At 56.6% G+C, this 18,043-nt stretch carries 15 protein-coding genes; 12 read left to right on the top strand and 3 right to left on the bottom strand.

The window, feature by feature from the left end; translation table 11 throughout:
- Positions 1 to 106: 106 nt before the first annotated feature.
- The 11 genes from ileS to FKG94_RS20160 all read left to right on the top strand — a co-directional run bounded on the left by ileS (position 107) and on the right by FKG94_RS20160 (position 12,300).
- On the top strand, positions 107 to 2,905 hold the full coding sequence (gene ileS / locus FKG94_RS20110) for an isoleucine--tRNA ligase (RefSeq protein ID WP_142928734.1): 2,799 nt from the start codon (positions 107 to 109) through the stop codon (positions 2,903 to 2,905).
- A 50-nt stretch (positions 2,906 to 2,955) separates the two neighbouring features.
- Positions 2,956 to 3,510, top strand: a complete 555-nt coding sequence (gene lspA / locus FKG94_RS20115; RefSeq protein ID WP_142928735.1) for a signal peptidase II — start codon at positions 2,956 to 2,958, stop codon at positions 3,508 to 3,510.
- The gene (locus tag FKG94_RS20120) at positions 3,503 to 3,967 is read left to right on the top strand and encodes an FKBP-type peptidyl-prolyl cis-trans isomerase (RefSeq protein ID WP_142928736.1); all 465 of its coding nucleotides are present in this window, start codon (positions 3,503 to 3,505) and stop codon (positions 3,965 to 3,967) included. The genes lspA and FKG94_RS20120 overlap by 8 nt, the downstream gene beginning before the upstream one ends.
- Before the next feature lie 4 nt (positions 3,968 to 3,971).
- The gene (gene ispH, locus FKG94_RS20125; RefSeq protein ID WP_142928737.1) at positions 3,972 to 4,910 is read left to right on the top strand and encodes a 4-hydroxy-3-methylbut-2-enyl diphosphate reductase; all 939 of its coding nucleotides are present in this window, start codon (positions 3,972 to 3,974) and stop codon (positions 4,908 to 4,910) included.
- A gap of 226 nt (positions 4,911 to 5,136) precedes the next feature.
- Positions 5,137 to 5,694 carry a GspH/FimT family pseudopilin gene (locus FKG94_RS20130; RefSeq protein WP_142928763.1) on the top strand — a complete coding sequence of 186 codons (558 nt, stop codon included), beginning with the start codon at positions 5,137 to 5,139 and terminating at the stop codon, positions 5,692 to 5,694.
- A gap of 14 nt (positions 5,695 to 5,708) precedes the next feature.
- Positions 5,709 to 6,212: a type IV pilus modification protein PilV gene (gene pilV, locus FKG94_RS20135; RefSeq protein WP_246125277.1), complete on the top strand. Its 504-nt coding sequence runs from the start codon at positions 5,709 to 5,711 to the stop codon at positions 6,210 to 6,212.
- Positions 6,213 to 6,223: 11 nt separating this feature from the next.
- Positions 6,224 to 7,237 carry a PilW family protein gene (locus tag FKG94_RS20140; protein WP_142928764.1) on the top strand — a complete coding sequence of 338 codons (1,014 nt, stop codon included), beginning with the start codon at positions 6,224 to 6,226 and terminating at the stop codon, positions 7,235 to 7,237.
- A gap of 11 nt (positions 7,238 to 7,248) precedes the next feature.
- Positions 7,249 to 7,860 (top strand): pilus assembly PilX family protein, encoded by a 612-nt coding sequence (locus FKG94_RS20145; protein WP_179957737.1) that lies wholly within the window; start codon positions 7,249 to 7,251, stop codon positions 7,858 to 7,860.
- 61 nt (positions 7,861 to 7,921) lie between these two features.
- Complete coding sequence (locus FKG94_RS20150; RefSeq protein ID WP_142928740.1) at positions 7,922 to 11,425, top strand: pilus assembly protein; 3,504 nt, start codon at positions 7,922 to 7,924, stop codon at positions 11,423 to 11,425.
- A 27-nt stretch (positions 11,426 to 11,452) separates the two neighbouring features.
- Entirely contained in the window at positions 11,453 to 11,788 is a 336-nt protein-coding gene (locus FKG94_RS20155) for a hypothetical protein (RefSeq protein WP_142928741.1), read from the top strand.
- Between the two features lie 20 nt (positions 11,789 to 11,808).
- Positions 11,809 to 12,300 (top strand): type IV pilin protein, encoded by a 492-nt coding sequence (locus FKG94_RS20160; protein WP_142928742.1) that lies wholly within the window; start codon positions 11,809 to 11,811, stop codon positions 12,298 to 12,300.
- A gap of 5 nt (positions 12,301 to 12,305) precedes the next feature.
- On the opposite strand, the gene FKG94_RS20165 is transcribed toward FKG94_RS20160, so the two are convergent.
- From FKG94_RS20165 to FKG94_RS20175, 3 genes are all read right to left on the bottom strand, one after another.
- Positions 12,306 to 12,848, bottom strand: coding sequence for a GspH/FimT family protein (locus FKG94_RS20165; protein ID WP_142928743.1), 543 nt, complete (start codon positions 12,846 to 12,848; stop codon positions 12,306 to 12,308).
- 318 nt (positions 12,849 to 13,166) lie between these two features.
- Positions 13,167 to 14,531, bottom strand: a complete 1,365-nt coding sequence (locus FKG94_RS20170; RefSeq protein WP_142928744.1) for a sigma-54-dependent transcriptional regulator — start codon at positions 14,529 to 14,531, stop codon at positions 13,167 to 13,169.
- Between the two features lie 7 nt (positions 14,532 to 14,538).
- Positions 14,539 to 16,158 (bottom strand): sensor histidine kinase, encoded by a 1,620-nt coding sequence (locus FKG94_RS20175; RefSeq protein ID WP_142928745.1) that lies wholly within the window; start codon positions 16,156 to 16,158, stop codon positions 14,539 to 14,541.
- A 232-nt stretch (positions 16,159 to 16,390) separates the two neighbouring features.
- On the opposite strand from FKG94_RS20175, the gene FKG94_RS20180 reads away from it, so the two are divergent.
- Complete coding sequence (locus FKG94_RS20180) at positions 16,391 to 18,019, top strand: NAD+ synthase (protein WP_142928746.1); 1,629 nt, start codon at positions 16,391 to 16,393, stop codon at positions 18,017 to 18,019.
- The last annotated feature ends 24 nt before the right edge of the window (positions 18,020 to 18,043 follow it).

Genomic DNA, 18,043 nt, shown 5'->3' on the forward strand with positions numbered 1-18,043 from the left:
AATTAGGGTCAACAGGCCCCAGTTGCCGACATTGATTTTACTGGCACCTACTTTACTGGTAATTACGCAGATTACCGACATTTACACAGGGTAAAACCGACGCACAATGACCGATTACAAGCCGACATTAAATCTCCCCCAGACCGCGTTTGCGATGAAGGCCAATCTGGCCCAGCGCGAACCGGGTATGCTTAAGCAGTGGCAGGAGCGCGATACCTACGGGCAGATCAGGGCGGCGCGGGCGGGTCGCGAAAAGTTTATTCTCCACGACGGGCCGCCCTACGCCAACGGCGAAATCCATCTGGGTCATGCGCTCAACAAGATATTGAAAGACATTATCGTCAAGGCCAAAACCATCAGTGGCTTTGACGCGCCTTATATACCCGGTTGGGACTGCCACGGTTTGCCGATTGAGCACCAGGTAGAGAAAAAAGTCGGCAAAGCCGGCACCAAAGTCGATTTTAAAACCTTTCGCCAGAAGTGCCGCGACTATGCGCTCAAGCAGGTTAACGGCCAGAGGCGGGACTTTATTCGCCTGGGGGTGTTTGGCGACTGGGACAACCCCTACCTCACCATGAATTATCAGTTTGAGGCAGATATCGTCCGGGCCCTCGGCAGGATTGTGGAAAACGGTCACCTGCACAAAGGCTTTAAGCCGGTGTACTGGAGCGTGGTGGGCGGTTCGGCGCTGGCGGAAGCCGAGGTGGAATACCAGGAGAAAACCTCTTTTTCCATCGACGTGCGCTTCCCGGTCGCCGATGAGGCGGCGCTGGCGGCGCGACTGCCGGGGTTGGGAGGCAGCGGTCCGATCTCGGTGGTGATCTGGACGACCACACCCTGGACCCTGCCGTCGAATCAGGCGGTCAGTCTCAACGGCGCTCTCGAATACGTGGTGGTGCAGGTCGCCGGCGAACGCCTGTTGATGGCCGCGGCGCTCTACGAGAGCGTGTTGACACGGGCCGGTCTGGAGGGGGAGGTGGTTGGTCGCGTTGCGGGCAGCGCGCTGGAGCGTTTGCTGTTGCAACATCCTTTTTACGATCTGCAGGTCCCGGTTATTCTCGGCGACCACGTCACCACTGAGGCCGGTACCGGTTGTGTGCACACCGCGCCCGACCACGGTGTGGACGACTTTAACGTCGGGCGCCGCTACGATATCGGCACCCTCAACTATATCGATGACGACGGTGTGTTTCGCGCGGATGTGGAACTGTTTGCCGGCGAGCATGTGTACAAGGTGGATGAGCATATACTGGCTGTATTGGCTGAGCGCGGGGCGCTGTTGCACCGCGATACCATCACCCACAGCTATCCCCACTGCTGGCGCACCAAAACGCCGCTGATCTATCGCGCGACGCCCCAGTGGTTTGTCAGTATGACGAAAAACAACCTGCTCAACGACGTCAAGGCGGCGGTTGAGGGAGTGCAGTGGATGCCCGATTGGGGGCGCGCCCGTATCGACAGTATGCTCGAGTCCAGCCCCGACTGGTGTATCTCCCGCCAGCGCACCTGGGGCGTGCCCATTGCGCTGTTTGTCGACAAAGAAACCCAGGAACTGCACCCGCAGACGGCCGAGTTGATCGAACAGGCTGCCCGGTTGATTGAGGCGCGCGGCATGGATGCCTGGTTTGAACTCGACCCGGCCGAGTTGTTGGGCGAGGCCGCCGAGCGCTACACCAAAGTGACCGATACCCTGGATGTGTGGTTCGAGTCCGGTGTGTCCCACTTTGCGGTGATGAACCGGCGCGAGGAACTGGGCTACCCCGCCGATTTGTACCTGGAGGGCTCCGACCAGCACCGCGGCTGGTTTCAGTCGTCGCTGAAGACGGCGGTGGCCATCAACGGTTGCGCACCCTACAAGGCGGTGTTGACCCACGGCTTTACCATCGACGCCGAGGGGCGCAAGATGTCCAAGTCCCTGGGCAATGTGATTTCGCCGCAGAAGGTGGTCAACGAACTGGGTGCCGATGTGCTGCGGTTGTGGGTTGCGGCGACTGATTTCAGTGCCGAGATGAGTGTCTCGGATGAGATTCTTAAACGCACCGCGGATTCCTACCGGCGCATGCGTAACACTGCGCGCTTTTTCTTGGCCAATCTCAACGGTTTTGATCCGGCGACCGACCTGGTGGCCGCCGCCGATATGCTGGCCCTGGACCGCTGGGCGGTGGACCGCGCGGGCCGCCTGCAGGATGAGATTCGCGCAGCTTATGACAGCTACCAGTTGCACCAGATTTACCAGAAGCTGCACAATTTCTGTGTGTTGGATATGGGCGGGTTTTACCTGGATATCATCAAGGATCGCCAGTACACCACCCGCACCGACAGCCGGGCCCGGCGCTCGGCGCAGACCGCGCTCTACCATATCGTCGAGGCGTTCGCGCGCTGGATAGCGCCCATTCTTAGCTATACCGCCGATGAGCTTTGGGAGCATATTCCCGGTCCCCGCAGCGGACCGGTGTTTGCCGCCGAGTGGTACGACCTGCCGCGCCTGTCCCGGGACCAGGCGATGGGGGCGGACTATTGGCAGTTGGTCGCCGCGGTGAAGGCGGCGGTCAACAAGGTGATTGAAAATAAACGCAATCAAGGTGAACTGGGCAAGACTCTCGAGGTGGACATCACCCTCTATGCCGATACCGAGCTGCGCGAACAATTGCAGGCGCTTGGTGATGAGTTGCGGTTTGTATTGATCAGTTCGCAGGCGCAAGTGGCCGAGCGTGACGGCGCCCATGAAGGGGTGGCGACGGAAATAGACGGGTTGAGCGTACTTGCCGTGAAATCCGCCGAGCCCAAGTGTGCCCGCTGCTGGCATCACCGCAGCGACGTCGGCGCCAGCAGCGAGCACCCGGACATCTGCGGTCGCTGTGTCGACAATGTTGCGGGGGCTGGGGAACAGCGTTTGTATGCCTGATGGTGAGAGCAGATCGCCGGCTTAATGTTTTCGAACGAGTGTAGGTCTTTATGAGTGTTATCGGTCGTCATGCGCTGTTGTGGTATGCCATCGCTTTGGTTGTGGTGGTCCTGGACCAGTGGAGCAAGGCCTGGATTTCCGCCAATTTTATCTATGGTGAGCCCCGCGTCTTCACCTCGTTTTTCAATTTCACCCGCCTGCACAACACCGGCGCCGCCTTCAGTTTCTTGAGTGAGGCCGGGGGTTGGCAGCGCTGGTTTTTCAGTGTTATCGCATTTGGTGTCAGCGCCGCGATTGTGGTTTGGATCGCGCGGCTGCCCGCCTCCCAGCGCTGGGAGGCGGCGGCACTGGCGCTGGTATTGGGCGGCGCTATCGGCAACCTCTACGACCGTATTGCCCTTGGGTATGTGGTCGATTTTATTGTGTTTCATTACGAGCACTACTACTTTCCCGCTTTTAACGTAGCCGACATGGCCATCTCCACCGGCGCGTTTATGCTGATTGTCGATATGTTGTTTTTTAAGCATGAAACCGAACCGGACCCTGAGTCGGAAACCCAGCCGGAACCTAAACGCGAACCCAAGCACGAAAAGAGTTATGACTGATTGCAATGCCGGCCCGGACACCGTCGGCCCGGGCAAGCAGGTGACCCTGCATTTTGCCATCAAGCTGGAAGACGGCGCGGTGGTGGACTCCACCTTCGATCGCGATCCGGCCACCTTTGTGGTCGGTGACGGCAGCCTGCTGCCGGGTTTCGAGCAGTCGCTGTTCGGCATGACAGGTGGCCAAAAGGACAGCTTTGTTATCAAACCGGAGCAGGGTTTTGGCCAGCCCAACCCCAACAATGTGCAGGAATTGCCCCGGGACCAGTTTGCCGCCGATATGGAGTTGGTGGAGGGGTTGCTGGTGTCGTTTGCCGATGCCCAGCGCGCCGAGCGGCCCGGGGTGGTCACGGCGTTTGACGAGGCGGTGGTCACGGTTGATTTCAATCACCCGCTGGCCGGGCGCGATGTGATTTTCGATGTCGAGGTTATCGGTGTCGAGGATGCTAGCGGAGAGTAGTGAGATGGAAATAAAACTTGCCAACCCGCGCGGCTTTTGCGCCGGCGTGGACCGGGCCATCGATATTGTGAACCGGGCGCTGGATGTGTTCGGGGCGCCGATTTATGTGCGCCATGAGGTGGTCCACAACAAATTTGTCGTGGACAGCCTGCGCGAGCGCGGCGCGGTCTTTGTCGATGAGTTGCACGAAGTGCCGGACGATGTGATTGTTATCTTCAGTGCCCACGGGGTCTCCCAGGCGGTGCGGGCGGATGCCCGGACGCGGGGGCTGCGGGTGTTCGACGCCACTTGTCCGCTGGTGACCAAGGTGCATATGGAGGTGGTGAAGTATTCCCGCGCCGGGACTGAGTGTGTGCTGATCGGTCACCAGGGGCACCCCGAGGTGGAGGGCACCATGGGGCAATACGATACCAGTAATGGCGGTGCTATCTATCTGGTCGAAGATGAACAGGATGTGGCGGCACTGCAGGTGCGCGATCCTAAGCGTCTCAATTATGTGACCCAGACCACATTATCGATGGACGATACTGCTCGGGTTATCGATGCGTTGCGGCGCAAGTTCCCGGCCATTCGCGGGCCCCGCAAGGACGATATCTGCTACGCCACCCAAAACCGCCAGGACGCGGTCAAGCAACTGGCGCTTGAATGTGATCTGGTGCTGGTGGTGGGATCGCCGAACAGCTCCAACTCCAACCGGCTGTGTGAGCTGGCCGAGCGCTGCGGTGCCGAGGCCTACCTGATCGACGGCGCCGCGGATATCGACCGCGGCTGGACTGTCGGTAAAGCGGTGATCGGCGTGACCGCCGGGGCCTCGGCGCCGGAGGTGCTGGTGCAGGAGGTCGTTGACCAGTTGCAGAGCTATGGTTTTCAGTCGCCGAAAGAGCTGGCCGGGCGCGAGGAGAATATCAGCTTTTCGCTGCCGAAAGAGTTGCGCATCACCTAGACCCCACGGTGGCTGTGGGGCCGGTCCGCTTTCCGTTGTGACCGCCCCCACGCCGGGTGCGCCAACCCGCCCTCTGGTATGTCCCTTGAGCGGGCAAAAACCCCCGTTTATCCCTTTCCGAGTGACTCTGGTTAATGCTTGCGTATAGTGCTGATTAGAGTACTCGCAGTGCTTGCACGGGCGGTACTCCCCAGGTAGCCCGACAGATTGGTTTTGTATTGCTTCTATGATGAATAAAAACAAAGGATTTACCCTGATCGAGCTGATGATCGCGCTGGCGATCTTCGGTATTTTGCTGGGGGTGGCGGTGCCGAGCTTCACGGCGCTGATGAACGACAAGAATATGATCAGCCAGATGACCAAGTTGACGGCCGTGATTGCCTACGCCCGCAGCGAGGCGGTGACCCGGTCGGTAGCAGTGGTGGTCTGTAGCAGCACCGACGGCGCTACTTGTGCCGGTAATAACACCTGGGAGCAGGGCTGGATTGTATTTACCGATTTGAATGGCAACGGTGCCCCCGATCTGGGTGGCGGTAACTGTGCTGCCACCGTCGACTGTCTGCTGAATGTACAGGGCGCAATGCCCGCCGGTGTCACCTTGCGGGCCACCGCCGCTTCCATAGTTTACACCCCGACAGGTGATCCCGCTGGTGGTGGCGGCACCGCGTTTCGATTGTGCGGCGCCAGCGCTCAGGCCAACAACGATACCGATTACTCGAGAACCGTGACCATCAGTGCCCCCGGCAGTGCGTCGGTGGTGAAGGGAGCCGCAACATGCCCGTAAGTGTGACAACCCGTATGCGTAAATCGGCACAAGCGGGCGCCGGCCTGATTGAAGTCATGGTTTCCATGTTTATATTGGCGGTGGGGCTGCTCGGTGTGCTGGCTATGCAGGCCAACGGTGTCAAGAGCAACCAGCGGGCTTATTTTTCCACCGAGGCGCAGTTGTTGGCCGGAGATATGGTGGATCGTATTTTTGCTTACAACAGTATTAATCTCGCCACAGACAATGGTGATTACAATGGCATTGATACGAGTGAAGATGATCCAAATAATCAAAATTGCATCGACACTGCGGGCGGCTGTAGCGCCGCGCAGCAGGTCCAATATGATATCTGGGACTGGAGGCGGCAACTGACCTCGCGGCTGCCCGGTGGTGTCGGTACGGTGGCGTTCGATGCAGCCCGAGGTGTCTACACCATTACTGTTATGTGGGATCAGGAGCTGACCGGTGCCGCCGGCACGGGTTGCGGGGGAACGGCAGACGATCTGACTTGTTATCAATTGGAGGTAAGGCTGTGACAGGAGCACCGATGCCCCGACAGTTGCGCAGTCAGCGCGGTGTAGGTCTGGTAGAACTGATGGTATCGATTACCATCGGCCTGGTCATTCTGGCTGGGGTCTTGCAGCTCTATGCCACCTCCATGGAAAACCAGCGCTCCCAGGAAGGGTTTGCCCGCATCCAGGAAAATATGCGCTACCTGCTCAACCGCCTGGAGACTGATATTTCCCAGGCCGGTTTTACCGGTTGTTTTCCGTTTACCAGTGACCGGATTACGGTAACCCTGCAAAACGATGTCGGAGTCGGCATGCTCTATGATTTCAGTAGCTTTATCACCGGCACTAACGACACCAATGACAACGGCGGTTTGTTGAGCGATACGCTGACCATTCGCTATGCCTCGGGCAGGGGGGCGATTCCACTTGCCTCACCCATGGCCAATAGCCTCGCCGATGTTGTTTTGGATACCAACGACCCCGATTACGACTCTCTCGAACAACACGATATTGTTATGGTTTCAGATTGTTCTCGTGCCGCGGTGTTTATGATTACCAATGATCCGGGTGGTGACGGTGCCCTGAAGCACAATACGACAACGCAGGATGGTGATGGGCAAAAAAATGTGACCGAAGACCTGGAAAATCAGTTTGGTTTAGCCGGGGTTGACGGCGGCTCCAGGGCGTTTGTTTATTCCGGTGCGACCGGTGCCCACTCTTATGCGATACGCACCAGCGCCGCCGCCGGTGCCGGTCAGACCTGTGCGACGGCTACACCGCAGTTCTGCGCCATGTTTCGCAACAACGTGGAGCTGGTCGATGGTGTTGAGGATTTTCAGTTGGAATTCGGTTGGCGCACTGCAGCCGGGAATTTGCGTTTCGCCACCGCCGCCGGTGTTGGCGCGGCTAACTGGTCCGAGGTCGATCGGGTGCGGGTGAATTTGACATTTAACTCGGTGCAGCGTTCTCGCGCCAATGACGGTGATGAACTGGTCAGGCGCACGGTGGAGCGGGTGGTTATGATACGCAATCAGTTGCCTGCGATATGAGGAGGTCATTAATGAGCGAGCGATTTGTTGTGCCGCACCGCCAACAAGGGGCGGTATTGGTGGTTTCCCTGGTTATTCTGCTGGTGATGTCGGTGGTTGGCGTGTCCTCGATGGTAAGCACCACGCTGCAGGAGCGGATGGCCGGTAACGCCCGGCAGAAAACCCTCGCCAACTCGGCGGCGGAAACCGCACTGCGAAATGCAGAGGCCTATTTGGTAACCCAGATCACCAGTACGCCCCGGTTAGCGAGATTTGACGGCACCAATGGACTCTATGCGGACTATCAGTTTATTCCGGAAATTATCAACAGAACCCCTGCCACGGGCTCTTTTAAAGATAACGATTTTAACAACTCTGAGAACTGGACCAATGCGAACAGTGTTGCAGTGGCCGATTTGAGTGCAGGTGTAACGGCGCAAAATCCGCGCTATTTTATCGAGTATATGGGACGCGATAAGGGTACAGCCAATAAAGTTGTTGTCGACCCGAATGACCCGACGCCGACGACCTATCCCCACCTATTTCGAGTGGTGGCTATCGGCTGGGCGCAAGACCCCAATATTTACTCTATCTATCAATCCACTTTTAAAACCGGCTCAGGCAAGGACAATTTTGTTTATTAGCGGGTTCTGTCACAACGGCTTGTACTCAGTGAGAGTCTAACTTTGTATTCGGGTAAAAAGTATGAAAAAGAAAGCCACACTAGCTAAAGCCAGCTTACAGTTGTTCATGTCGGCCGGTATCGCTGTTACGGCGAGCGCTGCGCCCGGAAAGCTGGAATTGCAACCCTTGTTTCTGGGCACACAGGTGCAGCCGAATATTATGCTTCTGATGGACGACTCCGGGAGTATGGATTGGGAAGTCTTGCGTGTTGGTGGTGGCGGTGACGGCACACTCAAATTTGTTCCCGATGGGCGTAATAGTGATAACGAGTTCAATTTAAATAGATTGCGTAGGGAGAGAAGGGAGTTGTGTGCGGGCTATAATGTAATGGCTTTTGACCCGACTAAGGTGTACACGCCTTGGGTGGGTGTAGATTCGGCAAAAAGTCCCTATGCTGATTTGACGCTTACAACCGCACGGAGCAATCCTTATTCGACGAATACCAGAAATATCAGCGGACATTTTTATTTTCTGTGGAACGATAGCGACGGGGATGGTAATTTTGATAACGGCGAATGTGGAGAGTTTACAAGTGGCAACAATGGAGGGTTTAGGGTTAGCAACCTTTCCCCGGCACAACAGATAAATTACGCCAATTGGTACAGCTACTACCGCAAGCGCGAGTATGTGGCCAAAAAGGCCCTGTCGGAGATCATAGCGGAGTCCACCTCGCGTATGGGGCTGGCGACCTTGCACAACAACGAAAACGTCGGCACTATCGTGCGTGATATAGACGATATCAATACGATCGGTGCGACTCAGGAAGCGAACGGCAACAATAAAGTTGCCCTGGCGAGAAATCTTTTTCGCATTAACTCTTCAGGTGGCACGCCCTTGCGCAGAAAGTTGGAAGAGGTAGGGAAGTACTTTGAAGTAGGTGTTGATCCCGGCTCAGATTTGTTTGGTTTTACACCCAACCCAACCTCTCCGATACTGAGTTCGACTGAAGGCGGCCAGTGTCAGCAAAACTATACGATACTGATGTCAGACGGTAGATGGAATGGTAGTGCCCCCTCGGTCGGCAACGCCGATGCCAATACCGGTAATCAGTTTGATGGAAAGTCCTACGCGGATACGGTATCCAATACCCTGGCTGATGTGGCCATGTATTACTATAAGCGGGACCTCGCCCCGGGTCTTGCCAATAAAGTCTCCACCATACCCGGAGTGGATGAAAACGATGCGCAGCATATGGTGACCTATACGGTCGCCTTCGGGGTGACCGGTTCGCTGACGGCCAATCCCACCGACAAGGATGCGCCTTTCGCCTGGCCTACCCCTGTTAGCGACGAGGCGAGTACCATCGACGATATGCGGCATGCTGCATGGAACGGTCGCGGTGAGTTTTTAAGCGCTGGGGATGCGGATCAACTTATCGCTCGTTTAAGGCAGGCGATCGGCGGCATAGCCGAGCGCGAAGGCGCCGCGTCTGCCGTTGCCTTCAACTCCACCACGCTGCAGGATGATACGCTGGTGTTCCAGGCGCGTTTCAATTCCGATGGCTGGAACGGGCAGTTGTCGGCTTTTGAATTCGACAGTAAAGGTGTGGGCACGTTGAAATGGGAGGCGGCCAACAGGCTGGATACAAGAGACCTGGCGAACAAGTCTCGCGACATTATTACTTATAACGGTACTGCAGGCGTTCCCTTTAGGTTTCCCGCCGACTACACCGAGCAGCTTGCGGACAAGGTTGTGCCCGGAGAGCTCAATACCCTGCAGGTAAAGGATTTGTTGACAAATGCCGCTGCCGCCGTCGGTGCCGGAGCAGTCGCTGATGAAGCGGAATTTGGCACGAAGATCGTCGACTTTTTAAGAGGTGATCTCACCAATGACGGCACGCTCTTTCGCGACCGGGATACACACCGGCTTGGCGATATCGTCAACTCGAGCCCCGTCTTTGTCGGTGCGCCGAGAGCCCGCTATCCGGATGCTATCGAAGGGACTGAACCGGAGAAAGCCTATAGCAAATATGTGAAAGATAATGCAAGCCGTCCTCAGGTCGTCTACGTTGGAGCCAATGACGGTATGCTGCATGCCTTTGACGCGGAGACCGGTGACGAGTTGATGGGATATATCCCGGGTGCTTTGTTTTCCGACCGCAATGCTGCAGGGTTGCATTATCTCGCCCAACAGGATTATACCCACCGGCCTTATGTGGACGGTTCGCCGGTGGCGGCGGATGTTTTTGTCAATAACAAATGGAGAACCTACGTAGTGGGTGGCTATCGTGCCGGCGGTAAGGGTATTTACGTTATCGATGCCAGCGACCCTAGTGTGATTGGTCAGGCCGAAACAGGTAACAACCCAGATTCGATAGTAAAGTTTGAATTTACCGACCCCAATCTTGGGCATACGTTCAGCCGTCCGGTAATTGCCAGACTGAATAATGACAAGTGGGCGGCGATATTCGGCAATGGATACAACGATGATCCCACTGGGGACGGCAAAGCCAAGCTGTTTATTATTTATCTCGATGGTAGTAACCTCGGAGGCCCTGGCAAGGAGAAACCCTTAGTCATCACGACTGAGGTCGGAAATATGGTGAACACCAGTTGCGCTGATACCAACAGCGATTGTAACGGTTTGTCCTCACCGACAGCGCTCGATATCAACGGCGACGGAAATGTCGACAGGGTTTACGCCGGGGATTTACACGGCAATATGTGGGCTTTTGATTTAAGCGATAAAGATAGCGGTAAGTGGGAGGTTGACTACGGAACCGAGGCCAACCCCAAACCGTTATTTACGGCTTGTACCGGGCCACTGCCCTGTGCCAAGGCTAATCGCCAGCCTATAACTTCGAAACCGACGGTATCTGTTCATCCAAACCAGCGTAGCCAGTCGACAGAGCCCAACCTGTTGGTTTATTTCGGCACGGGCCAATATATTGCGGAAAACGACAGCTTCTCCCGGGCTATCCAGTCTATGTATGGTGTTTGGGACGCAGGTGAAGACAACGCAGGTCTGAATCGCAGCAATTTACAGGAACAGACCATCACTGAAAGGGAAATATCCTTCACTCGTACCACGACAGCTGACAACGGGACCACGTCAACGGAGACCATCACGGCCACTGCGCGTGATCTAAGCACTAATAATGTGACCTATGGCCCCACCGCTGTCAGTGGCAGCGAGCAAGGTTGGTATATAGATTTAAGGGTAACAGGTAAGGACCCGGCGGGAGAGCGAATGGTGGTCGATGTGACCGTCGCCGGTGATTTGGTTTTCTTCAATACCTTGATTCCCGACTCGAGTATCTGCGGCTTTGGTGGCTCGGGCTTTCTGATGTTTACGGATCGCGTAAGCGGAGGTCAACCGGACTTTACGGTTGTCGATCTTGACAATGACGGAGATTTCGATGATACGGCAATTGCCGGTCTGGTTCTGGATGCTATCCCGAGCGCCGGCAGACTGATTGGCGACAAACTCGTTATTTCCGAATCGTCGGGAAAAATTAAATCGATAGACGTGCAACTCGAACCGCAGCGCCGGGGGCGTCGGGCTTCATGGACGAAAATCAGGTAAATCCAGACAGGTTATCCGGAGAGAAAAATGGTGGCTAAACTAAGAGAATTCGCGGTACTTGTGTTTATCCTGGCGACTGCCGTTATACCGTTTGCCCGGGCTGACGAAGTAGCCATGGTGCCGTTCGGGATTGTCGACCGCGTAGATTACGACAAGGAAAATGCGCTGGTTATCGATGACAGGTACTATCGCATGGCTTTGAATATGGTAGTTAAAGACCGCAGAGGCGCAACGGTGACGCGCTTTGCATTGAAGCAGGGTCAAAAGGTGCGATTCAGGGTAATGACCAATGCCGGTGGCACAAGGCAGGTAGATCAGATATGGATACTGCCTGATCGCACCGAGCGGCCGGAAGAAGATTAGACTTAGGGTAAATAATAACCATGACCAGAACAGACTCCCGCGTATATCAATTCGCAAGCGACGGCTTTACGCTTATAGAAGTAATGATTGTTGTCGCCATTATCGGCATTATCGCTGCGATTGCGGTACCGGCCTACACCGAGCAGGCAGCCCGGGGCCGACGCGCCGAGGCCAAGGCGTTTATGCTGGACCTGGCGTCGCGGCAGGAGCGATTTTTTTCTCAGTATGTTTCCTACACCGATGTATTGGGAGATGGTGCCGGCTGTGCCGGGGCGGCCTGTGGGCTGGGGTTAGGTAATGCAGCGGGTCATGATAAAAGTGAGGATGGCCACTACAGCGCGACGATTGTTGTTGGACCCGCTGGTTGTGCGCCGGGTGGCACCAGTTGTCGAACCTATACGATTACCGCCACTGCGGAGACCACCGACGCCAAGTGCGCCACTCTGACACTAACCAGCGCCGGCGTGCGCGGCTCTACCGGCAGCGGCACCGTCGATGATTGCTGGCGCTGAGCCGCTCAGCACTCACCAGTAAGCTCCTTCGCAGAGGCATAGCGCACCCGCCCGGTTTTATGCACGATAAGCTGGCGCCGATAACTGTTTTCTCCACTGGGCGGGCAATAGCTAAAACGACCGTTCTGCGTTCGGGTGACGCCGCTGCTGGTGAACTGTAAATAGGGTTTGCCGCGAAATGCGCGCCAGGTCAGTTTACTGCGCGACTCGAACGTCGGTGATACCCGCAGCACCTCTTCATCGTCGTCGCGCTCGCCATCCTCATCGGTATCCACAAACACCACTATGCCATTGGTCCAGTCCTCACCGCAGGCGAGGTCATCCGAGGCCGGGCACAGAGCGACGGTTTTTCTATGTGCCAGCGCGGTGTATCTGGAAAAATTCAATAAGGCATTTAGTCGATGGCGAGCCATATCGGCTTGGACGGAGCGGTATAGATGGGTCAAGGCAGGTGTTGCCGAAGAGACCAGTATGGCGATAATTGCCAGTGCTAGCAGTAGTTCCAACAACGTAAAACCGCGGAGTTTGGTTACAGTTTCCCTGTTCATGATAAAAATCCTATCCTTGGATTCTTTCTGGATTAAGCCACTACAACCTGCCGTATGGCTGTGACATATTTTGATTGTAGCAAGCTGCTTTTTTCAGAACAACGGTGTCTGAAAGAGGCTTGCGCATCACAGGTGCTCGGGACTCTAGAGAACCTGCGGCCGGCTATATCGATGTTTGTCGAGCATACCGGTGGGCCGAAAAATTAGCACTGTTTTTTGCGGAGCTGTTCCCTCGGCACTACTCTAAAACACATTGGCGTATTGTTCTGCGTTAACACAGTACACGGGGAAAATGCTGAGTCGCTGCTAAGGCTGACATCAGTCGTCCTCAAGCCCCAACTTTTTCAACCGATACCGCAGCGACCGAAAACTGATGCCAAGCGCCTTAGCGGCATTGGTTTTATTCCATTTGGCCCGCTCCAGGGCCTCCAGCAACAGCTCCCTCTCAATGTCCTCCAGATAGTGATCCAGGCTCTCATCCCCCGCTATTGGGCGCGCCTTACTTGCGCCGGATGGCGACGGTGTCGCGTGGCCGTCCATGGCGGGCGACAGTGACAAATCCTTAGCGTCGATCTCATCACCGTCACACAGCGTGTAGGCCCGCTCCAGAATATTTTCAAGCTCGCGCACATTGCCGGGAAAGCGGTAGCCGCGCAGCGTCTCCAGTGCCGCTGCGGACAAATGCACGGCCGGCGCATTGAGTTCCCGCGCCAGGCGCTCGAGAAAAAAATCAGACAGCGGCTCCAGATCCTCGAGCCGATCCCTGAGGCTCGGCACCTTCAGCTCTATGACGTTGATGCGGTAAAACAAATCGTTGCGGAAACGATTGGCAGTGATCTCGGCCAGCAGATCTTTATGGGTGGCGCTGAGAATACGCACGTCCACGCGAATCTCCTCCTGCGCGCCAATCGGTCGCACAGCCTTTTCCTGAATCGCACGCAGGAGTTTAACCTGCATATCCAGCGGCAGGTCCGCCACTTCATCGAGGAACAGAGTGCCGCCGTCGGCTGCCTGGAACAGCCCCTGCTTATCCTGATGGGCCCCGGTAAAACTGCCTTTCTTATGGCCAAAGAACTCACTTTCCATCAGCTCGGTGGGAATCGCACCGCAGTTTACCGGTATAAACGGACCGCTGCCGCGGGGACCTTGGTAGTGGATGCTGCGGGCTACCAGCTCTTTACCGCTGCCCGATTCGCCGCTGATATAGATAGGCGCCTGCGAACGGGCCAGCTTGTCGATTTTCTTTTGCAGCTTTCTGATCTCACCGGAATTGCCGATCAGCAGCGTGGATATTTCGCTTTTTTCCCGACTCGACTGACCCGCTGTCAGTGCACTGCTGACCAGTTTTCTCAAATTTTCCAGGTCCACAGGCTTCGACAAAAAATCAAAAGCGCCTGCTTTCATCGCCTCGATGGCGATATCCATATTGCCGTGGGCGGTAAACACCGCCACCGGCAGTTGCGGCGTGTGCTTTTGGATTTCCTTGACCAATTCGATGCCGTTGCCGTCAGGCAGCTTCAAGTCGGTTAAGCACAGGTGATAGTCGTTGTGCTCCAGGAGCTTTCTCGCCTTTGACAGATTCTCGGCGCAGTGGGCGTCGATCTGCATACGCCCCAGCGTGATTTCCAGCAGTTCGCGAATGTCCGGTTCATCGTCGATAATCAAAGCCAGTGATTGGGTCATGGCGGGCCTAAAAGATGCGTTGGTAGTGGGTGAGATCAATTCTAAAACAGCTCTTGCCGGCTGTGTTCATATAATAGGTCAGCGATGCCTGGTTGGCTTCGCAGAGTTCTTTGGAGATGTACAACCCCAGACCCGAGCCGGTCGCCTCGGTGGTAAAAAACGGCTCGAAGATGTGGGCGATATGCTCCCCGCTGATCCCGGCGCCGTCGTCGACGACTTCGATATACGGCAGGTCGGTGACCTCATCGGTGCCCGCCTTGAGCAGCAGGTGGTGATTGCCGGTATGACTGTGGCTGTGGCGCAAGCCGTTTTCACAGAGGTTGGTCACGACCTGCGTCAACTGGCTGGGGTCCACTTTGGTTTTGATATCGGCCGACTGTAACTCCAGATCGATCGAGACATCCCGATTGCCGGTAAAGTCGTTGAGAAAGCTGTTGAGGTAATCGGCCAGGTTGACGACTTCCGGCTGCGCCGATTTGCGTCGCGACAACTGCAGCACATTTTCAATAATGTGATTGACCCGCTTGGAGTGATTCTGAATGATTTCCGTCATCCGGGTGTCCTTGCCGTCGATAGTCGGCGATTCGCTCAACAGCTGGCTGGCGTGGCTGATAGCGGCCAGCGGGTTGCGCACTTCGTGGGCGATACTGGCGGTCAAGCGCCCCAGTGAGGCGAGCTTGAGCTGTTGCGCCTGCTGGGCCATCAGGCGACTGTCCTCGATAAAGATCAGCGTATCGGCCTGGTCGTGGGGCTCGAGGCGGGAAAAGCTGATGCGCAGTTCGCGACCGCTGCCGTCGATATTGATACCGGCGGAGCGGGTGTGGGGGTAGGCCCGCCAGGTGTTCAACTGCTCTTCGAGGTAGGGAATATCACTGAGGGGGCGCGGCGCATCCAGGTAACTGCTGTCGTGGTGTAGCAATTGGGTGGCAGCCTGGTTGCACAGCACGATGTCGTTGTGCTGATTGACGACGATAATCCCGGTGCGCATCCGCTCGACAATCAGGTGGGTCAGGCGTTGCTGGTGTTCAGCCTGGCGCGATTGCTCCGCCGCCGCCAGGGTGGTGGACTTGATGCGGTTGGCCAGGTAGCGAAATGTCCAGGCGCTGATAAAGAGCAAAATACCGAGTGTACCGGCGGAAAACAGCTCTTTGTTGCTGGAACTGGTGGTGTAGGCGTTGATCACGCTCTGGCCGATAACCATCAGGCTGGCAAGCGCCGCCAGCGCGGTACTGATCTGGCCGGTAATAAAGATGCTGCCGGCGGCGACGCAGACCAGCAGCAGGTAGCCCAGTCCGCTGTCGACGCCGCCGCTGGCATGCATCAACAGGGTGATGGCGCCGATGTCGATGCAAAGCATGGCAAAGATGTGTTCGGTTTTCGGCGCGAACTGGCGTTTCCACAACAGCATCAACGTCAGCAGATTAAATGCCGTATAGGTTACCGACGTGTAGAAAAAAGCCTGCGGATTATGGGTGCCCAACACTTCGGAAAATACACCGGTGCCGTACATCACCCACAACAGGCTGCTGAGCATCAGGCGGTAGTAGGCGTAGACTCCCAGCAGGTCGTAGTTGCTGTAGACCGACGCTATCGGTTGTGATGTCGCCGGCAGGTGGTTGCTTTGCATAGAGCTATAGTAAAAAGAGCTATGTAATCGAAAAAACTATGTAGTAGAAAAAATTATGTAGTAAAAAACCATAGTAGCGAACCGATTTCGGGTCATAACGCCAGCATATAGGTTATCTCAGTGCTCTGGAGGAAGATAGTAGCGCGGGTTAATTTTGCCAAACCGGGACCGATGCGGGAAAATAGCGCGGCCGGCAAACCCGCTGAGCGCAGACCGTTAAACAGAGGCAGATATGTCGACGCTGAAGATTGTAATGGCGCAGGTAAATACGTTGGTAGGGGACATTCCCGGCAACACGGAGTTGGTGCTGAGTGCGGTCCGTCGCGCCTGTGAAGAGCATCGGGCCGATATCGTTGTGTTTCCCGAGCTTACCCTGACCGGTTACCCGCCGGAGGACCTACTGTTGCGACCGAGCCTGGCGCCGCGGGTGCAGCGCGGGTTGGAGCGACTCAAGGCGGCGGCACCGCCCGCTCTGGTGGTGGTGGGTTACCCGCGGGTGGTGGCGGGGCGGGTCTTCAATATGGCGGGCGCGTTTGCCGGCGGTGAACTGCTGGCAGAGTACGCCAAGCAGTGCTTGCCGAACTATCAGGTTTTTGATGAGAAGCGCTATTTTGTCGCCGGCGACAAGCCCTGTGTGCTTGACTGGCAGGGCGTACCGATTGCACTGACCATCTGTGAAGATATCTGGTTTCCCGAGCCCACCCGCCAGGCCCGCCAGGCCGGCGCCCGCCTGATGCTCAACCTCAACTCCTCCCCTTTTCATAGCGGTAAGGTCAAGGAGCGTCTGGACCACCTGGTCGCCAGGACCACCGAAGGCAATATGCCGATCGTCTATGTTAACCAGGTGGGCGGCCAGGACGAATTGGTGTTCGACGGCAGCTCCATGGCCGTCGACGCCCGGGGGGTATTGGCGATGCAGGCACCGGCCTTCGAGGAGGGGCTGTATCCGCTGGCGCTCGAGACCGACGGTCGCGAAGTGAGCCTGCCGCCCCAGACCCTGGCGCCGCAACCCGATCATCTGGGCGCCATCTACCAGGCACTGGTGGTGGGGGTGCGCGACTATGTCGACAAGAACGGTTTCAACGGGGTGGTGTTGGGGTTGTCCGGCGGTATCGATTCGGCGCTGACGCTGGCGGTGGCGGTGGACGCCCTCGGCAAAGAGCGGGTCGAGGCGATCATGATGCCGTTTCGCTACACCTCGCAGTTGAGCCGGGACGATGCCGCGGATGAAGCCGAGCGGCTTGGTGTTGCCTACCGCTCTATCAGTATCGAACCGATGTACGAAGCGTTTATGGGAGCCCTGGAGGAAGTCTTCGAGGGCACCCGGCGCGATACCACCGAGGAGAACCTGCAGGCGCGCTGCCGCGGTGTATTGCTGATGGCGGTTTCCAACAAGAAAGGTTGCCTGGTATTGACCACCGGTAACAAAAGCGAAATGGCGGTCGGTTACTCCACGCTTTACGGCGATATGGCCGGCGGCTTCGATGTGCTGAAAGACGTGCCCAAGGTTTTGGTCTTTGAACTGGCCCGTTACCGCAATACCCTCGGGGCAGTCATTCCGGAGAGCGTGATCGAGCGACCGCCTTCAGCGGAACTGGCACCGGATCAAAAAGACGAGGACAGCCTGCCGCCCTACACCGAGTTGGACCGTATTCTGGAGCTGTATGTTGAGCGCGATTTCAGCGCCGATGCGATAGTGGCGGAGGGGTTTGAGCGCGCTCAGGTCGAGCGCGTGTTGCGCCTGGTGGATATCAACGAATACAAACGCCGGCAGGCGCCGATCGGGGTCAGAATCACCCAGCGCGGTTTTGGCCGCGACCGCCGCTACCCCATCACCAACGGCTGGAAGCTTGGGGACTAGCACCTGTTTTCACTAATTGAGCCG

Origin of the sequence: Exilibacterium tricleocarpae, from assembly GCF_007004655.1 — a bacterium.
Taxonomy (GTDB): domain Bacteria; phylum Pseudomonadota; class Gammaproteobacteria; order Pseudomonadales; family Cellvibrionaceae; genus Exilibacterium; species Exilibacterium tricleocarpae.